Source organism: Rothia mucilaginosa (assembly GCF_049990865.1).
Classification (GTDB): Bacteria; Actinomycetota; Actinomycetes; order Actinomycetales; family Micrococcaceae; genus Rothia; species Rothia mucilaginosa_I.
This window is the reverse complement of sequence record NZ_CP188231.1, coordinates 1,888,785-1,905,637: the sequence shown is the minus strand read 5'-3', so window position 1 is coordinate 1,905,637 and position 16,853 is coordinate 1,888,785. Positions and strand designations below refer to the sequence as shown.

Sequence of the window (16,853 nt, the reverse complement as noted above, 5' to 3'; positions counted from 1 at the left end):
CATGTGATATGAATTACTGATACTCTAATGTAATTCAGCTCATCTTCAAAATTATCTCAACTTTTACCTCAAGGTATGAACATTACGGCACCCAGCTCACCTAGCGAGTGAAACGGGAGCATCATGGAAACCGAGGAGAACGTCCTCCTCGGAAAACTCCACAGAAACACCATCGGTCACCACACACTTAAGGAACGCAACATGGCATTTATGAAGAACGCACGCGTCACGCTTGCCTCCCTCGCAGTGCTCTGCCTGGGCACTATTGCAGCCCCCGCAGCAAACGCCTACAGCCCCGACATCGACGGCGACGGCATCCCCAACACCTGGGAAATGAAGGGCTACGACGCCGACGGCGACGGCAAAATCGACGTCGACTTCCCCGCAATGGGCGCAGACCCCAAGCACAAGGACATCTTCGTAGAGATGGACTACATGGCAGGCCTGCTGCCCAGCGAAGATGAACTGGACCGCATCACCAAGATTTACGCTGACCTGCCCCTGCGCAACCCCGACGGTACCCACGGCGTGAACATCCACCTGGACGCCGGTGACGCCCGCAGCGCCAAGTACAACCTCGGCGGCGGCAACGAAATCAGCTACCAGGAACTCGACAGCGAATTCAAGGCGCTCCACCGCATCAAGGCGACCGAAGGTAAGTTCAACCCCGCCCGCGAAGGCACCTTCCACTACATGATCTGGGGCGACTACTACGACAACAGCTACTCCTCCGGTATCGCTAACTTCGGCGGTCGTAACTTTATGGTCACCGTCGGCCCGCACTTCTGGGGCAAGGCAAGCAGCGACATCCGCGTGGCAGTGTTCGTGCACGAGCTCGGCCACAACCTCGCCCTGAGCCACGGCGGCTGGGACGAGATCAACTACAAGCCCAACTACTACAGCGTCATGAACTACCAGTACACCCTCACCGGCGTGCCCATGGCTGACGGTAGCCGCTACTTCGGCTACTCCACCGCCGAATACCGCATGCTCAACGAGGCGAAGCTGTACGAGGCGCGCGGCTTCGGTCCCCGCGCGGCTGGCTTCCTGTACAAGGGCAAGCCCGCCAACCAGCCGATTGACTTCAACGGCAACGGCAAGATCGACACCGAGCCGGTGTCCGTGGACCTCAACGGTGACGGCATGATCACGAACCTGGGCGCGGCAAACGATGTGAAGATGATCCGCTTCCAGGCGACCGAGCACCCCGAGAAGGACAAGGGCCCCGAGCACATTGAACCGAGCGGCATTACCGCCGAACACGCTCGTTCGCTGGGCCTGATTAAGTAGGCTGACTAGGCGGCGCAACGCCAACAAAGAGCCTTGTCAGCTCAATAAAACGGCATAACAAAAGGTGCGGATACCGAATCATCATTCGGTATCCGCACCTTTACTCTATGCAACTTTCAGGCCAGCTACGGAGCCTAGACAGCCTCGACCACGCGGCCGGTATCCACCAGCACCTGCGCGATGTGGCCCAGCGCCTCCTCATTCTGCAGCGAAGAAACATCGCCCAAAGAACGGCCCTGGTACAGCTCACCGAGCAGACGGCGAGTAATCTTACCCGAACGAGTCTTCGGGATATCGGCAACCGCCACAACATCCTTCGGCTTAGCAATCGGGCCAATGTGCTCACGCACGTGCGCGGTCAGCGCTGCCTTCAACTCATCCTCAGTCAGGACCTTACCCTCATCGGTGAGCGTCACGTAGGCGACCGCCTGGTGACCGGTCAGCTCATCCTCCACGGGGCAGACGCCAGCCTCAACCACAGCCGGGTGAGTCACCAGAGCCGACTCAATCTCAATCGTGGACAGGCGGTGACCCGAAATGTTGATCACGTCATCAATACGGCCGAGGATGTACACATTACCCTCTTCGTCTTCCTTCGCGCCGTCACCGGCCAGGAACCAACCGCGCTCGCCGTAGTGACGCCAGTAGGAATCCAGGTATCGCTGCGGGTTCTGCCACACGGTACGAGCCATGGATGGGCCAATCTTATCGACCACGATGAAGCCCTGCTTGCCGGGTTCGACCGGGTTGCCGTGCTCATCGACCACGCGGGTGGACACGCCGGGAACGGCGCGGGTAGCGCAACCGGGCAGGGGAGTGCAGTGCGGGGTGCCCTCCGGGTAGGTGCCCTCGGGCGCGAACGCCGGGTCGTGCGGGCGCGGGGAGCACACGGTCGAACCGGTCTCCGACTGCCACCAGGTGTCGATGAACGCAGCGGTGCCGCCGCCCACGTGCTGACGCAGCCAACGCCACGCCTCCGGGTTAATGGATTCACCCACCGAACCGAGCAGACGCACGGTCGAGAAGTCGTACTTGCCGGGCTCCGGGCCGTTCGGGAATGCACCCATGAGCGAGCGGATCAGGGTCGGGGCGGTGTAGTAGTTGGTCACGCCGTAGCGTTCGATGACCTCGAAGTGGCGGCCGTAGTGCGGGGTGTTCGGGGTACCCTCGTAAATCACCTCGGAGACACCGTTAACCAGCGGACCGTAAATTTCGTAGGTGTGCGCGGTCACCCAGGCGAGGTCGGCGGTGCACCAGTGAACGGTGGACTCAACCTTCTGCGGGTCGTTGACCGCGGACAGCTCGTCGGGGCGCAGCACGCCGTTCTCGTCCACGTAATCCGGCAGCAGATCGTACAGCAGCGCGTGAGTGTACGCGGTCTGCACCAGGTAACCTGCCATGGTGTGCACCAGGCCCTTGGGCTTACCGGTCGTGCCGGAGGTGTAAATAATGAACAGCGGATCCTCGGCGTCGTGCAGTTCGTAGGAGTGGGTGTCCGGCTGATCGTCGACCAGGTCGTGGTACCAGATGTCGCGGCCCTCAGTCCACGGCACAGCGGCGTGCGCAACCGGGTCGGATGCGCTGGTGCGGTCCACCACGATCACATGCTCAATGTTGTTCTCACCCGAGCATGCCTCATCAGCGTTTACCTTCACGGGAACGACCTTGCCGCGGCGGTTCTGGCCGTCGGTGGTGATGAGGACCTTCGCGCCGGTGTCTTCCACACGGAACTTCAGCGCCTCGGCGGAGAAACCACCGAAGACGAGGGAGTGAATCGCGCCAATACGCGCGCAGGCGAGGGTGAAAATAATGGTTTCGGGGATGACGGGCAGGTAGATGACCACGCGGTCACCCTTGCGCACGCCCAGGGACAGCAGACCGTTCGCTGCCTTCGCGATGCGGCGCTGTAGCTCGGCGTAGGTGATGGCCTCACGGTCGCCGGGTTCACCCTCAAAGTAGAGAGCGACCTTGTCGCCGCGGCCCGCCTCCACGTGGCGGTCTACGCAGTTGTAGGCGACGTTGAGCTTACCGCCCTCGAACCACTTAATTTCGGGGATGCTGAACTGTTCGATGCCGTCCTCATCGAAGCCGAGGGACTTCGGCTTCTCGAAGCGGTGCGCGGTGTGCCAGGGCTCAGCCCAGGTGAGGCGCTGCGCCTGCTTCTCCCAGAATGCGACGCGTGCCTCGTCAGATTCGTGGGCGGGGTTCGGGGTGGGGTTCAGCGGGTCGGTGAACGAGTAGGGGGTGGGCAGTCCCATTATTCTCCCATCGGTTGCTGGCATTAGCACCCTTGCTCGCCGTGCCGCTGTCTGTGTGACCGGGGGGTCTGTGTGTGCGTTGGCGAGGGGGTTGCTGCGACGTCATTGAGCCAGGTCTCTCGGTCGCTCTGGATGGTTTGCCTTCTTAGTAAAGCGCGCTCCGGGCTCGGACGCAAAGGGGACCGTCATATTCGGCATGCTGCGTATCGGTTCGTAATATTCCGACATATTTAAAGACCCCGCCCCGCGCTCACTGCTGTGGGGCGCGGGGCGGGATTCATCATCATCATTCAGTAGGCGACAGGTTTCCCCGCCGACTTCTTTCTCCGACGCGTAGCGATGATTAGCTCACCTTCCGGGAGCAACCACGCGGCGGACATCTCTCCTAAAACTCAGCGCGTGCTGAGCGTTGTGTCTAGTTGCTGGGGTACTTCGCTTTCACCCAGCGCTCGAACACGCCCACCAGCGCGTCGGTAATCTTACCGAGCACCGCCAGCGCCACAATAGCCAGCAGCAGGCGGTCGGTGCGGCCGTTATTCTGCGAGTCGGTCAGCAGGTAACCCAGACCCATGGACGCACCCAGCAGCTCAGCGGCGACCAGGAACAGCCACGCCTGAGCCAGCGCCAGACGCAGACCTGAAACCACCGACGGCAGAACCGCAGGAAGCTGAACCGTGGTGAACAGGCGCAGACCCTTCAGACCGAAGGCGCGTGCCGCCTCCACGAGCTTGGGGTCAACGTGCGCCAGAGCCGCAGAAACCGTGGTGTACACCGGGAAGAACGCACCAATAGCAACCAGGGTCACCTTGGAATTCTCACCAATACCGATCCACAGCAGAAGCAGCGGAACCCACGCCAGGGACGGCACCGCGCGCAGTGCACCAATGGTCGGCGCGGCAATCAGACGCACCGGCGCAGACAAGCCAATCAGCGCACCCAGCACCAGGCCGAGCACGGCACCAATACTGAAACCAATCAGCACACGCTGGGTAGAAATCGCCACGTGTCGGCCCAGTTCGCCGCGCTGCGCCAGCTCAACACCGGCGCTGACCACACGGTCGGGGGAGGGCAGCTGAACCTGGGTGAACACGCCGTTGGTGCTCAGGATGTACCAGAGGGCAATCAGCGCCAGAGGAAGAATCAGACCCAGGTACTGCTTACCGGCGAACGGGTTCGACGGCAGCTTCACGGAAGAGGCACGCTTCTCGGCACGCTCAGCGCGAGCGCCGGAGGCGGCGGTAACCGTTGGGGCGGTCATTACTTCTCAACCACCTTTGCGATCTTCTCGACGGCTGCGCTGTTAGCCTTCTTCGCGAACTGGTCGTCCACAATGCTGTTCAGTGCCTTGTCCACGTCAGACTGGGAGGGAACGTCACCGGACTCCACCAGAATCGGGCCGACGCCCTTCAGAACCTCAACCTGCTTAGCGCCCGGAACCGGATCAATATCCAGGTGGGTGCGCTCCATGACGACCTGGGCGGTCTCGTGCTTAATGCCGGACTCCTCCTCGACGATCTTCACAGCCTCTTCGGGGTTCTTCTTAGCCCAGGCGCGAGCGTACTCGTACACGTCCACGACGGTCTGTGCGGCGGTCGGGTTGGACTGAATGAACTTCTCGGTCGCGTTCAGGAAGCCGTAGGTGTTGAAGTTCAGGTTGCGGTAGAAGAGCACGTCACCGCTTTCCACCTCGGCGGCAGCCATGATCGGGTCCAGACCGCTCCACGCGTTGACCTGACCGTTATCCAGGGCGGTGCGGCCGTCGGCGTGCTGCAGGTTCTGAATGGTCAGCTCCGACGCAGAAATACCCTCCTGCTTGAGTGCCTGCAGGAGCAGGAAGTACGGGTCGGTACCCTTGGTCACAGCAACGGTCTTACCCTTCAGGTCCGCAACCTTGGTGATGCCCGAATCCTTGCGGGTCACCAGAGCCGACCACTCCGGCTGCGAGTACAGGCTAATGACCTTGATGGGGGAGCCATTAGCGCGTGCCAGCAGCGCCGCCGAACCGGCGGTCGAGCCGACATCAATATTGCCGCTACGCAGCGCCTCATTCGCCTTGTTCGAGCCAGCCGACTTGACCCACTCAACCTTCTTACCCTCGGCAGCGAGGGCGGTCTCAAGCCAACCCTTCTTGCGGATAATCAGGGACAGCGGGTTATAGGTCGCGTAGTCAATGGTCACGGTGTTCTGGTCGCCACCACCGGCAGCACCGGAGGCGTTAGCGGAACCGGAACCTTCACCGGCGCAGGCGCTGAGCAGAGTAGCAAAAGCGGCGGCTGCGGCAAGGGACTTGAGGGCGGTACGGCGAGACGGGGAGTAAGTCATGATGAAATCTTTTCGCTTCTGAAGATGATGATGTGATGTGTGAGAAATGTGTTGCGTGGCGGCTTTAGGCGTTATCTTCCACGCCGAGCTCAGCCAACAGTTCGCTACGCAGCGCCGTGATCTCTGCATCGGCGCGGTCACGCGGGTGAGAGCGGTCAACGGTCACAATGCGCTGGATGGTGGCGGGCGCCTCCGGGGTGTCCTTACCGAGGACGATAACCCGATCAGAGAGGTACAGCGCCTCTTCCACATCGTGGGTGACCAGCAGAATCGTGGTCGGATCTTGACGGTGCACAGCCAACAGCAAATCCTGCATGTTGATGCGGGTCAGCGCGTCCAGAGCACCGAAGGGCTCGTCGAGCAGCAACACGCCGGGGTTGCGTGCGAGTGCTCGCGCCAGGGACACGCGCTGAGCCATACCGCCTGAAATTTCCTTGGGACGGTGGGTTGCGTATTCGCCCAGGCCGACCAGGTCGAGCAGGCGCGCTACGGATGCTGCGCCTTCAGATTTTTTGGTGCCCTGCGGCAGTCCAAGCGCCACGTTGTCGGCGACGGTGCGCCAGGGGAGCAGGCGCGGTTCCTGAAAACCGATAGCGACGCGGGGGTCGAGGCCGGTCACTGCCTTCTCGCCAATACGCACGGTACCTGCGGTGATGCGGTTCAGACCTGCTGCTGCACGCAGGAGGGTGGATTTGCCGCATCCGGAGGAGCCGATGACGGAGATAATCTCGCCGGGGGCTGCGGTGAAGGAGACTCCGCGAAGAACTTCGTGGGTTCCGCCGGGCACGGGGAAAGATTGTCCGACGTCTTCAAAGCTCAAGGGGACTGCGGCGGTGGATACGGCGTGTCGGCCGGTGTTTTCACTGGTGGGTACGTCAGTTACTGCACTGTTGAGTGTCATGTCACTTCCATCGTTCCTGGCGTTAGCACCGGGAGGCGGAAGAATCCGCGCCGGTTGCTGCGACGTCGTGGAGCCAGGTCTCTCAGTCGCTCTGGATGGTTTGCTCCTTCAACCCTATGGGCTGTGCCACGCCTCAATCAACCTAACGGGCGCGTATGAATTTCTATGACTCTTTATTTCGCATTTGTCACGAAATATTTCGGTCCCCCCGTCACAAAAAGATTTTTTCGTCACAAACGTGACCTCCCTCCCGCGCGCCCCGTACACTCAAACCACGAGATCATGAGTCCCGGCGCTAAGCTCTGGCTAGCCGGGCGGCAACCCTCTCCCGTAGCGGGGTGCCCCAGATGATGATCTGGCCTCAACGGAATGAGGCAAGTACGGCGCGAACGCGCCACCTGCACGAAGGTCACCACCGAACGCAGAAGGTGTCAGGAGGCGGCGCGCGGGGTGCAGGGTACAAACCCGATCGTCCCCGATCATTCGCGAAAGGAAAATCGATGGCTGAGCAGAAGAAGCGCATCGTAGTTAACGCATTCGAGATGACCTGCATCGGTCACCAGAGCTTCGACCTCTGGCGTCACCCGCGCTCCCGCGCAACCGAGTACAACACCATCAAGTACTGGACTGACCTGGCTAAGACCCTTGAGCGCGGCCTGTTTGACGCCGTGTTCATCGCTGACGTGGTCGGCATCTACGACGTGTACAAGAACTCTGCCGCTCCCGCCATTGAGGGTGCCGCTCAGGTTCCCGTGAATGACCCCGCAACCCAGATTTCTGCGATGGCTGCAGTGACCGAGCACCTCGGCTTCGGCGTGACTGCTGCCGCTACTTTCGAGCAGCCCTACACCCTGGCTCGCCGCTACGCCTCCCTCGACCACCTGACCGATGGCCGCGTCGGCTTCAACGTTGTGACTTCTTACCTGCCTTCGGCTGCTGAGAACCAGGGCCTGCCCACCCAGATCCCGCACGACGAGCGCTACGACATCGCTGACGAGTTCCTGGACGTCTGCTACAAGCTGTGGGAAGGCTCCTGGGAAGACGGCGCAGTCATCAAGGACCGCGAGCGCGGCATCTACGCTGACCCCTCCAAGGTCCACCCGATTGGCCACAAGGGCAAGTACTTCTCCGTGCCCGGTATCTCCCTGACCGAGCCGAGCCCGCAGCGCACCCCCGTGATCTTCCAGGCTGGCGCATCCAGCCGCGGCCAGAAGTTCTCCGGTAAGCACGCTGAGGCTGTGTTCATTAGCGCCCTGCGCCCGGACCTGACCCGCGTCGTGACCGACCGTATTCGTGCCGCTGCCGAGGAGCAGGGCCGTAGCCGCGACGACGTGAAGATCCTCGCAATGCTCTCGGTCATCGTGGATGAGACCGAGGAGAAGGCAAAGGCAAAGTACGAGGAGTACAAGAAGTACATCAACCTCGACTCTGCACAGGCTATCATCGGCGGCTGGTCCGGTGTTGACCTGTCCCAGTTCGACGAGGACGAGGTCCTGAACTACGTGCAGACCGAGTCGATTCAGTCCTTCCTGACCCCCTTCACCCTGCAGGCGAAGGACAAGAAGTGGACCCGCAAGGCCATCGCTGAGCACACCACCCTCGGCGGCATGGGCGATGTCATTGTTGGTGACCCGGTTCAGGTTGCTGACGAGCTGGAGCGTTGGATCGACGAGGGTGGCCTGGACGGCATCAACCTGGCGTACCACGTCTCCCCGGGTTCCTTCGAGGACTTCATCGAGTACGTTGTTCCCGAGCTGCAGAAGCGCGGCCGCTACCGCACCGAGTACGAGGGCAACACCCTGCGTGAGAATATCTTCGGTAAGGGCCACACCAAGGTTGCTGACAGCCACCCGGCTGCTAAGTACCGCGGCGCATACGTGGGTAAGCCTTCGGCGGCTGACACCCCGGCTCGCGCAATTGCTGAATAAGCGTTGCCGCTGATGCGTACCGTGTAGGTTCGCTCAAACTTAACGATTGAAAACAAGAACGCCCGTTCTGCTGGAGGATGTGTATTCCCGGCGGAGCGGGCGTTTCTTTGCGCTGTGCTTTCTTGATGCTGTGGTTTTTGATGTAGTGCTTTTTGATGCGGGCTTTCTTGATGCGGCGCGTTCTTTATACTGGTTGGCATGACTGAACTGAACCAGGTTGAACTGAACCATGATGACCGCTGCCCCTGCTCGAGCGGCGAGGTGTACGGTGCCTGCTGCGGCAGGTTCCTGGGCGAGTTTGCCGCCTCCGGCATGCTGACTGCTTCCGCCCCGGAGCAGCTGATGCGCTCGCGTTTTACCGCGTTTGCGACCGGGGATGCGGCGTACCTGCTGGCGAGCTGGCATCCGAGTACTCGTCCGGGCACCCTGGAGTTGGAGGATGATATCCGCTGGTATCGCCTGGATATTCTGGGCGCTTCGGGTGGCCCGTTTGATGCGTCCGGTACGGTGGAGTTCGTTGCGTATTACCGTTCGGTGCCGGGTGTTCCTGCGGAGGAGCGGGTGAAGGGCAGCATGCATGAGCTGTCGCGCTTTGAGAAGGTGGGCGGCGCCTGGTTCTACGTGGATGGTGACGTCCGCTAACGCCCCTTATACGCATGCATAGTGCGGGCATAAAAGAAATGGCAGAATCATTCCGAAACCAGAACGATTCTGCCATTCTTCGTTCTTGCCTCTCGATGAGACATCTCAACGAAGCATCTCAACGAGGCAAACTATCGTGATCGTGGGCCAGCGGGTCTAGTGGGTCCAGCCGTTAATGATGCCCATACCGAAGTAGATCACGAACACCGCGGAGACCAGGTACATCAGCCAGTGCACATCCTTACCGCGGCCCTGCACCAGACGAATAAAGGTGTAAGCCACGAAACCGGCACCAATACCGTTCGCAATCGAGTACGACAGCGGCATGAAAATAATGGTCAAGAACGCCGGAATACCCAGACCCCAGTCAGTCCAGTCAATGTTCACAGCCTGGCGAATCATCAGGAAGCCGACCACGACCAGCGCCGGAGCAACCGCCTCGAAGGGCACGATGGTGACCAGCGGCGAGATGAAAATCGCCAGCAGGAACAGCACACCGGTCACAATGTTCGCAAAACCGGTGCGTGCACCCGCACCAATACCGGTAGCGGACTCCACGAAAATCTGGTTCGCCGAACCGGACGCGCCACCACCAACAACGGAACCAAAAGCGTCCACGAGCAGGACCTTGTCGATGTCCTCAACCTTGCCGTCCTTCATGGTGCCAGCCTCGGCGGCAAGACCGACCGAAACGCCCATCGCGTCAAAGAAGACGGACAGCAGAATGGTGAACACCAGCAGCGAGGCAGCCAGCGGGCCAATGTGGGTGAACGCGCCGAACAGGTCAGCCGAACCGATGAGGGAGAAGTTCGGGGTGGTGAACTTCATGTCATCCAAGGAGGGCACGTTCAGGGACCAGCCGGTTGCCGCCTTCGTCACGGAACCGGAGGGGACAACCGCCTCCAGAATCAGGGACAGCGCGGTGGAGGCGAGCACGCCCCACAGAATCGCGCCCTTCACGTTACGGATAAACAGGGCGATGGTGAAGAACAGGCCGAAGAGGAAGACGAGAGTGGGCCAGCCGAGCAGGTGACCGCCCGCGCCGAGGGTCACTGGCACGGTGGAGCCGGCAGCGTCAGGCATACGGCGGATAATGCCGGAGTCGACCAGACCGATAAAGGAAATGAAGAAGCCGATACCGACCACAATCGCGGTCTTGAGCGACTCGGGAACCGCCTCAAACACCGCGGTACGGAAGCCGGTGAGCACCAGAACGGTCATGATCAGACCGGCAAGAACGACCAGGCCCATGATGTCTGCCCAGGTCAGGTTCGGGGTGGTGGCAATGGTGGAGGCGAGCAGCGCATTCACGCCCAGGCCAGCCGCCATCGCGAAGGGCTGCTTGGCGATAACACCCATGAGGATGGTCATCACGCCTGCAACCAGCGCGGTCACAGCCGCGACGGGTGCGATACCGAGGGTGCGTTCGGACGCGTCAGCACCGGTACCGATGATGAGGGGGTTCAGCACCACGATGTAGCTCATGGCGAAGAATGCGGCGAGGCCGCCGCGGAATTCTGCGGCGATGGAGGAGCCGCGTTCGGAAATCTTGAAGTAGCGGTCGAGCGCACTGGTGGGTGCTGCCGCCTTCTGGGGTTCAGACATGTGAGGATCCGTTGATGTTGTTCGGTGTGTACTGGTGTACCGCCGGTTTCGCGGGTAAATTTCGCGGGTGGGGCGCCACAATGGTTCAACCATTGTAGGCGCCGCCGCGTAGCTTGTGCCGTTCAAACGCGTTGTGTGCGGCGGTTCAGTCGGTGACGTGGTGTTTCCCCGCTCCTATAGTTAGGTCGGCAGTAGGGGGAAAGAATAGCGCAGGGCGGGGTACCGGTACACCAAAGGTGCCGATACCCCGCCCAGCTGGTGCCTGCACCTCCACGTGTGGAGGGTTCGGCACCCGATGTATTTAGTGCATCCAGCCGGTAATCAGGCCGTTAGCGAAGAAGATGAGGAACACTGCGGAAACCACGTACATGAGCCAGTGCACGTCCTTGCCGCGGCCCTGCACCAGGCGGATGAAGACGTAGGACAGGAAGCCTGCGCCGATACCGTCCGCGATGGAGTAGGACAGGGGCATGAAGATGATGGTCATGAACGCGGGGATACCCAGACCCCAATCGTTCCAGTCGATGTTCACTGCCTGGCGGATCATCAGGAAGCCAACGAACACCATTGCGGGTGCAACAGCTTCGAAGGGCACGATGGTGACCAGCGGGGACAGGAAGATTGCGACGAGGAACAGTGCGCCGGTGACGACGTTCGCGAAGCCGGTGCGTGCACCCGCGCCGATACCGGTTGCGGACTCCACGAAAATCTGGCTGGAGGAGGAGGAAGTGCCACCGCCGACTACGGAGCCGAGGGCGTCCACGAGCAGGACCTTGTCGACGTTCTCGATCTGGCCGTCCTTGATGGTGCCTGCTTCGGTTGCGAGACCGACGGAGGTGCCCATTGCGTCGAAGAACGCGGAGATGAGGATGGTGAAGATCAGCAGAACTGCAGCCATGCCGCCGAGGGTGCCGAAGGCACCGAACAGGTCAGCGGAGCCGAACAGGGAGAAGTCGGGCAGCTTGCTGGTGTTGGAGTCCCAGACGGGGACGTTCAGGGACCAGCCGGTCGGGGACTGAAGCGAGCTGCCGGAGGGCACGATCTTCTCCAGGATGATGGAGAGGGCGGTGGAGGCGAGCACGCCGTAGAGGATGGCGCCCTTCACGTTGCGGATGAACAGCGCAATGGTGAGGAACAGGCCGAAGAGGAAGACGAGGGTGGGCCAGCCGAGCAGGTGGCCGCTCACGCCGAAGGAGACGGGCACGGTGGTGCCGGCTGCGTCGGGCATACGGCGGATGATACCTGCGTTGACGAGGCCGATGAAGGCGATGAAGAAGCCGATACCGACGACGATTGCGACCTTGAGCGATTCGGGGACCGCGTTGAACACTGCGGTGCGGAAACCGGTCAGCACGAGGATGGTCATCAGCACACCAGCCCAGACGACGAGACCCATGATGGCGGGCCAGGTCAGGCCGGGGGTGGAGGCGATGGTGGTTGCCAGTAGCGCGTTCACGCCGAGGCCTGCCGCCATGGCGAAGGGCTGCTTGGCGACAACACCCATGAGGATGGTCATGACGCCTGCGACCAGTGCGGTCATTGCTGCGACCTGCGGTACGCCGAGGTCGTTGCCGGATGCGTCCTTGCCGAGGCCGATGATGAGGGGGTTCAGCACGACGATGTAGCTCATCGCGAAGAAGGTGGCGAGGCCGCCGCGGAATTCGGCGGCGATGGTGGAGCCTCGCTCAGTGATTTTGAAGTAACGGTCCAGTGCGCCCTTGGCTTCTGCCTTGGGGGTCTGGGGAGCCGCGGTGTTCTCAGAAGACATTCGTGAAAATCCGTAGATACTCATAGTCGGGGCGGGCACCGGGGTTCCGAGCCCGCATAAAAAAGTGCCACTTCCCGGTGTGTTGGGGAGGTGACACTGTTGTTACCGAAATATTCTACGGTTAAAGTTTCTCTAAGCGTTAATCCAGGAAACTCCCAGCTTTCGTTCAGAAAGCCTGAAAAGGCACTGTAGAAACTATAAAATCCGCTGACTAGCAAAAAAATATATGTTTTGAATCTAAATAATTCGAAAATCTATACCATTTAGGTTGTGAAGGTGGTAGTCTTCTAGCACCAGGCCTGCGGTGGTGAAGTTTAGACCCACCCGCTACAGACGGGGATTCAACGATGAAAAATGCTCTGAGAGTGTGCGCAGTATTGTGTACGGTTCTGACCTTTCTGCTGGGTAGCGCCCTCATCTCTGTCCTGGAGACGCAGACCCCTCTGGGTACCAATGTGCAGGCACAGCTTTCTCTCCGTGCTTCGCAACAGTCTAAGTCTGAGCTGATTCAGAACTTTGATGCTCTGGTGGATCGCTACGCTGCCGATGGTGCCCAGCTACTCAAGGTGGTCGCCGACCCCGAAGATTTCTGGCACGGAAAATCCGTCTACGTGTTTGGGGCGAATTCACTGAGCTCTGACGGTGAAACTATCGATTGGTTCGACCCGGATAAGCACGGGAAAAAATATCCGGCACGAGCACTGGGGGATTCCTCGCTTGACGGCCAATATGCGTTAGCGGGTAGCCAAGAATTTGTGCGTGCTTTTGAAAACCTTGCCCGTGAACAAGGCATGGATGTTAAAGTTACCTCCGTTAACCCGGTGCGTGTTGTCTACGGGGCTGTTACTTCTTCGGGTTCTCTGACGAGCCTTATCTGCCTGGCTGTGCTCTTCTGTACCGCAATCATGGGGTGGTTGTCGGTCCGTTCGCGAACTCAGAATATTCTGCTTCTGAACGGATACTCCCCGCAGCGTCTGCAGCTGAGGGATGCACAAGATCTCCTGCTCCTGGCGCTACCTCCTGCAGCGGTAACAGCATTGTGCATGGGATGCGTAGAGGGGTACGTGTACGGCGTGGCGCATCTTCCTCAACTGATGGGGGTTACGGCGCTGATTTTTGCCGTGTTTACCGTTCTCATGCTGGTTGCTCTACTGCTGATCAACCTCATGACATGGCCAAGCATTAGTGCCGTTGGACGTAGGGAACCGGCGTATCGACGTTTTACAGTTCCGAGTGCAATCGCTAAGTATGCTGTGGTGGTTTTAGTGGCGTGTACTATTCCGGGTCTGGTCTCAAGCGCTCAAGTGAGTTTGGGTAGGAGCGATTCGGCGGCTGGTTGGTCTCTTCTTTCTGACCAGTACACCTTACGGGTGAACGTGCCTGAAGCGACGATACGGGATGAACAAGCGCTCGCCTCCTACGACCAGGCCACAGTGCGTGCTTTAGGTTCTCTTGAATCGCGGAACGGTGTCCTCCTGTCCTATGCGTTGGAAAACGTTAAGGGTTTGGAGGGTAGCGGATACGATGGCGCTCTTATGGTGAACCGTGCCTATGTGGACCTTCTTCAGCAGCGTCTTGGCTTGTCGTTCAAGAAGGTTGAGGATAGCAGCTTCCCTGGATCTCAGTCTTTGCGTGCAGAGTATTCTTTCCATCAGAAGGACCGGGAGGATCGCGGATTTACTCTGCTCACTGTGGAGGATAAAACCAACTCGTCGGGGGTAAAGGTGCCTGCTTTGAGCTCTCAGGATTCACGGCTTCTGAACTATAAAAAGCCTGTTCTTGTGGTGACCGAATCGGCGACTCAGAATCTACAACCTTCCTTTATTTCTGCGGCCTTGACTACCGGTAACATCATGGTCTCTCAGCCTGCGTCTGTACGGGCTGCCTACAACGCTGAGGAAATTGGGCAGACTCTACTTTCTGTGGACCGCGCGGGAGAAGAACACCTTTACATCGCGCAGCTGGAACGTAACCGGTATGTTGCGCATCTTGTGGGCCTAGCAATTCTCTGTGCGGCACTCGTTATTGGTACAGCAATTAATACGTACATTACCCTTGCGGCTCGTGCCCGTAATGATTTTGTTTTGCGCACTGCTGGTCTGCCTCTCAGAACAATTTTTAGCGGCTACCTTCTGAAAGAAACCTGCATTGTGTGCCTTTGCTCTGCTGCGGCGTTGGTACTTCTTCTGGTGCAGGGAGCAGAGTACGCTTTTTCAGCGTTGGCGGCACCGCTGTTGTACGGCACTATTCTGGCACTGGTGCTGAGACTGAGTTTTAGCCGTATCTTCACCGCGACGGTTCACCGTCGTCACGTATAGGAGTGAATGATGAGGAATACTGTTTATCCCTCTAGCAATGCGGAACATCCTGAGGTAACTATCGCCTCCCGCAACATTGTGGTGTATGCGCAGGGGCAGCCCATTCTCCAGAGTCCCCACTTTGAGGCATATGCGGGGGAATTAACTGGCATTGTGGGTCCGAGCGGATGCGGTAAAACGACGCTTCTGAATGTGTTGGGTCTGCTGATGCCGCCTCATGCGGGTGAGGTGGTTATCGGGGGTCGCCATATGGAACGTGCTCGTGAGAAGGAGCGTCTTGCGTTCTGGGCTGATGAAGCTTCCTTCGTTTTTCAGGATTACGGAATTATTGAGGAATGGAGCGTTATCGAGAATATTCTGCTTGACCGTAGGACCTTTGGTCGTGCTCGAATTACGGATGAGAGCCGCGAGCTTCTGAGCATCATTGGTCTTGAAGGGAAGGAGCGTACTTCGGCTGCCCTGCTGAGTGGTGGTGAGAAGCAGAGAGTGGGCATTGCTCGGGCAATCCACAAGGGTGTGCGCTACATTTTTGCGGATGAGCCGACGGCAAGTCTCGATGCTGAGAACCGGGCATTGGTTATTGAGCTTTTGAGCTCTGCTGCTCGGCGTGGAGCCACAGTTATCGTGGCGACTCATGACGCGGATATGATGGCCGCCTGCGATAGGCTATGCCGTCTTGAAAGCCCTACCAGAATTCCCGATTCGGGATTGGCGGATGTAAACGTAAATTCTCTTCGGAAGGAGAATGAATCATGACGACCAGGAGCCCTCTAGCTCGTGATGAGTATGATCGTGTACCGGAAAATTCAGGAGGTGACACCCCTCGAAAAAACGGATTGCGGCATCTGCCGCGAAAAGTGGTGGGCGTTCTAGTATCTTGCGTGGTGTTCGTTGGTGCTCTTCTGGGCCTGTACTGGGGTGGAGCTTTTGAGCCATGGCTGAATGAGTATTCGACCACTACACCAGCTTGTGCAACAGCTTCTTCACCGGAGGATGTGCAGCAAGCTCTTGCGCGGACCGAAGAGCTTAATGCTATTCGTTCGGCTGCGAAGAATGTTGAATTCTCCCAGACGCTTCTGTGCGATGGGCAGAAGGCTGTTTTGACGATTACGTATACTGACCGGTCGGATTTTAAACATTTGGACGATGCGGTGACTTCGGCACAGTTGGGTGCTGCCGCTGAGATTAAGCTCAAGAGGTAGGCGTGTAAAGAACGGTTGTTTATCGCCCCTGCGCGAACAACGATAGTTTGTTAGGTTAGTGGACCCTAAGTCTCTGCTATATTCGAGGTGAAACAATGCGTCGCCGGATGCAGGGTTCCGTGTGGTGAGCCTTTTTCGGCACCGATAAGAAGGAGTCCACCGTGACTGAAACCCCGCAGGAAAACACCGCCATTCCCACCGAAAACTACCCCGCCGCAGAATCCCTGCCGGTACGCCAGCGCGCCATCGTAGCAACCGACCGCCCCGCCCGATACATCAAGCAGCTCGGCTCACACATGGGCCGCAAGCTCGGCACCGCAGAACTGCCCGACGGCCTGCGCCTCACCTTCAACCGCGAGGGCATTTTCCGCGGCTACGGTGACCTGCGCGAAACCGAAGGCGCCCTCATTATGGAGGTGCGCGCCGAAAGCGACGAGCAGGCAGCCCACTTGGCGGATGTGCTGAACCGTCACCTGGCCCGCTTCGGTGAGCGCGACGAACTGGTCGTGACCTTCGAGGCGGTACCCGCCTCCTAGCATGCGCAGCCCGGTGCGGGTCGTACGTTCAGGCCTTATATACGTAGCCCCCGGTGCAGTGAGTTTTTCTCGCCGCGCCGGGG

13 protein-coding genes and 3 riboswitches are annotated in these 16,853 nt (G+C 59.4%); of the genes, 7 read left to right on the top strand and 6 right to left on the bottom strand.

The genetic code is table 11. From position 1 onward, the window contains the following. The first annotated feature begins 201 nt into the window (after nt 1-201). Nucleotides 202-1,290 (top strand): C4-dicarboxylate ABC transporter substrate-binding protein, encoded by a 1,089-nt coding sequence (locus ACP3RB_RS07420; protein WP_426698927.1) that lies wholly within the window; start codon nt 202-204, stop codon nt 1,288-1,290. Nucleotides 1,291-1,424: 134 nt separating this feature from the next. Here ACP3RB_RS07420 and ACP3RB_RS07415 read toward each other — a convergent pair whose 3' ends face one another. The 4 genes from ACP3RB_RS07415 to ACP3RB_RS07400 form a co-directional block, all read right to left on the bottom strand. Then, nucleotides 1,425-3,548, bottom strand: a complete 2,124-nt coding sequence (locus tag ACP3RB_RS07415; protein WP_426698926.1) for an AMP-binding protein — start codon at nt 3,546-3,548, stop codon at nt 1,425-1,427. A gap of 4 nt (nt 3,549-3,552) precedes the next feature. Beyond that, nucleotides 3,553-3,687, bottom strand: a riboswitch (SAM riboswitch). Nucleotides 3,688-3,963: 276 nt separating this feature from the next. After that, nucleotides 3,964-4,806, bottom strand: a complete 843-nt coding sequence (locus ACP3RB_RS07410; RefSeq protein ID WP_314682137.1) for an ABC transporter permease — start codon at nt 4,804-4,806, stop codon at nt 3,964-3,966. After that, nucleotides 4,806-5,870, bottom strand: coding sequence for an aliphatic sulfonate ABC transporter substrate-binding protein (locus tag ACP3RB_RS07405; protein WP_304191154.1), 1,065 nt, complete (start codon nt 5,868-5,870; stop codon nt 4,806-4,808). Before ACP3RB_RS07405 ends, ACP3RB_RS07410 begins: the two co-directional genes overlap by 1 nt. 64 nt (nt 5,871-5,934) lie before the next feature. Then, nucleotides 5,935-6,771, bottom strand: coding sequence for an ABC transporter ATP-binding protein (locus ACP3RB_RS07400; RefSeq protein WP_314682130.1), 837 nt, complete (start codon nt 6,769-6,771; stop codon nt 5,935-5,937). Between the two features lie 4 nt (nt 6,772-6,775). Continuing rightward, a riboswitch (SAM riboswitch) is annotated at nt 6,776-6,873 on the bottom strand. Between the two features lie 176 nt (nt 6,874-7,049). After that, nucleotides 7,050-7,158, top strand: a riboswitch (SAM riboswitch). 113 nt (nt 7,159-7,271) lie between these two features. Between ACP3RB_RS07400 and ACP3RB_RS07395 the strand changes: the two genes are divergently transcribed. Both ACP3RB_RS07395 and ACP3RB_RS07390 read left to right on the top strand, forming a co-directional pair. Then, the gene (locus tag ACP3RB_RS07395) at nt 7,272-8,699 is read left to right on the top strand and encodes an LLM class flavin-dependent oxidoreductase (protein ID WP_426698925.1); all 1,428 of its coding nucleotides are present in this window, start codon (nt 7,272-7,274) and stop codon (nt 8,697-8,699) included. 198 nt (nt 8,700-8,897) lie between these two features. Beyond that, on the top strand, nt 8,898-9,341 hold the full coding sequence (locus ACP3RB_RS07390) for a YchJ family protein (protein ID WP_426698924.1): 444 nt from the start codon (nt 8,898-8,900) through the stop codon (nt 9,339-9,341). A 156-nt stretch (nt 9,342-9,497) separates the two neighbouring features. Here ACP3RB_RS07390 and ACP3RB_RS07385 read toward each other — a convergent pair whose 3' ends face one another. Continuing rightward, on the bottom strand, nt 9,498-10,946 hold the full coding sequence (locus tag ACP3RB_RS07385) for an NCS2 family permease (protein WP_426698923.1): 1,449 nt from the start codon (nt 10,944-10,946) through the stop codon (nt 9,498-9,500). 301 nt (nt 10,947-11,247) lie between these two features. After that, the gene (locus ACP3RB_RS07380; RefSeq protein WP_426698922.1) at nt 11,248-12,714 is read right to left on the bottom strand and encodes an NCS2 family permease; all 1,467 of its coding nucleotides are present in this window, start codon (nt 12,712-12,714) and stop codon (nt 11,248-11,250) included. Nucleotides 12,715-13,061: 347 nt separating this feature from the next. Here ACP3RB_RS07380 and ACP3RB_RS07375 point away from each other — a divergent pair, with 347 nt between their 5' ends. The 4 genes from ACP3RB_RS07375 (at nt 13,062) to ACP3RB_RS07360 (ending at nt 16,770) form a co-directional block, all read left to right on the top strand. Next, entirely contained in the window at nt 13,062-15,032 is a 1,971-nt protein-coding gene (locus ACP3RB_RS07375; RefSeq protein ID WP_426698921.1) for a hypothetical protein, read from the top strand. 6 nt (nt 15,033-15,038) lie between these two features. Continuing rightward, a complete protein-coding gene (locus tag ACP3RB_RS07370) occupies nt 15,039-15,788 on the top strand; it encodes an ABC transporter ATP-binding protein (protein ID WP_311452393.1) in 750 nt (249 codons plus the stop codon). Continuing rightward, the gene (locus ACP3RB_RS07365) at nt 15,785-16,234 is read left to right on the top strand and encodes a hypothetical protein (protein WP_278860145.1); all 450 of its coding nucleotides are present in this window, start codon (nt 15,785-15,787) and stop codon (nt 16,232-16,234) included. The genes ACP3RB_RS07370 and ACP3RB_RS07365 overlap by 4 nt, the downstream gene beginning before the upstream one ends. Nucleotides 16,235-16,395: 161 nt before the next feature. Beyond that, nucleotides 16,396-16,770 carry a DUF2218 domain-containing protein gene (locus tag ACP3RB_RS07360; RefSeq protein ID WP_426698920.1) on the top strand — a complete coding sequence of 125 codons (375 nt, stop codon included), beginning with the start codon at nt 16,396-16,398 and terminating at the stop codon, nt 16,768-16,770. The last annotated feature ends 83 nt before the right edge of the window (nt 16,771-16,853 follow it).

Excerpts from the sequence above, each read along its gene's own strand:
- ACP3RB_RS07390 (WP_426698924.1), top strand. The coding sequence starts at position 8,898 with ATGACTGAACTGAACCAGGTTGAACTGAACCATGATGACCGCTGCCCC.
- ACP3RB_RS07400 (WP_314682130.1), bottom strand. The coding sequence starts at position 6,771 with ATGACACTCAACAGTGCAGTAACTGACGTACCCACCAGTGAAAACACC.
- ACP3RB_RS07395 (WP_426698925.1), top strand. The coding sequence starts at position 7,272 with ATGGCTGAGCAGAAGAAGCGCATCGTAGTTAACGCATTCGAGATGACC.
- ACP3RB_RS07415 (WP_426698926.1), bottom strand. The coding sequence starts at position 3,548 with ATGGGACTGCCCACCCCCTACTCGTTCACCGACCCGCTGAACCCCACC.
- ACP3RB_RS07370 (WP_311452393.1), top strand. The coding sequence starts at position 15,039 with ATGATGAGGAATACTGTTTATCCCTCTAGCAATGCGGAACATCCTGAG.
- ACP3RB_RS07410 (WP_314682137.1), bottom strand. The coding sequence starts at position 4,806 with ATGACCGCCCCAACGGTTACCGCCGCCTCCGGCGCTCGCGCTGAGCGT.
- ACP3RB_RS07385 (WP_426698923.1), bottom strand. The coding sequence starts at position 10,946 with ATGTCTGAACCCCAGAAGGCGGCAGCACCCACCAGTGCGCTCGACCGC.
- ACP3RB_RS07375 (WP_426698921.1), top strand. The coding sequence starts at position 13,062 with ATGAAAAATGCTCTGAGAGTGTGCGCAGTATTGTGTACGGTTCTGACC.
- ACP3RB_RS07420 (WP_426698927.1), top strand. The coding sequence starts at position 202 with ATGGCATTTATGAAGAACGCACGCGTCACGCTTGCCTCCCTCGCAGTG.
- ACP3RB_RS07380 (WP_426698922.1), bottom strand. The coding sequence starts at position 12,714 with ATGTCTTCTGAGAACACCGCGGCTCCCCAGACCCCCAAGGCAGAAGCC.
- ACP3RB_RS07405 (WP_304191154.1), bottom strand. The coding sequence starts at position 5,870 with ATGACTTACTCCCCGTCTCGCCGTACCGCCCTCAAGTCCCTTGCCGCA.
- ACP3RB_RS07365 (WP_278860145.1), top strand. The coding sequence starts at position 15,785 with ATGACGACCAGGAGCCCTCTAGCTCGTGATGAGTATGATCGTGTACCG.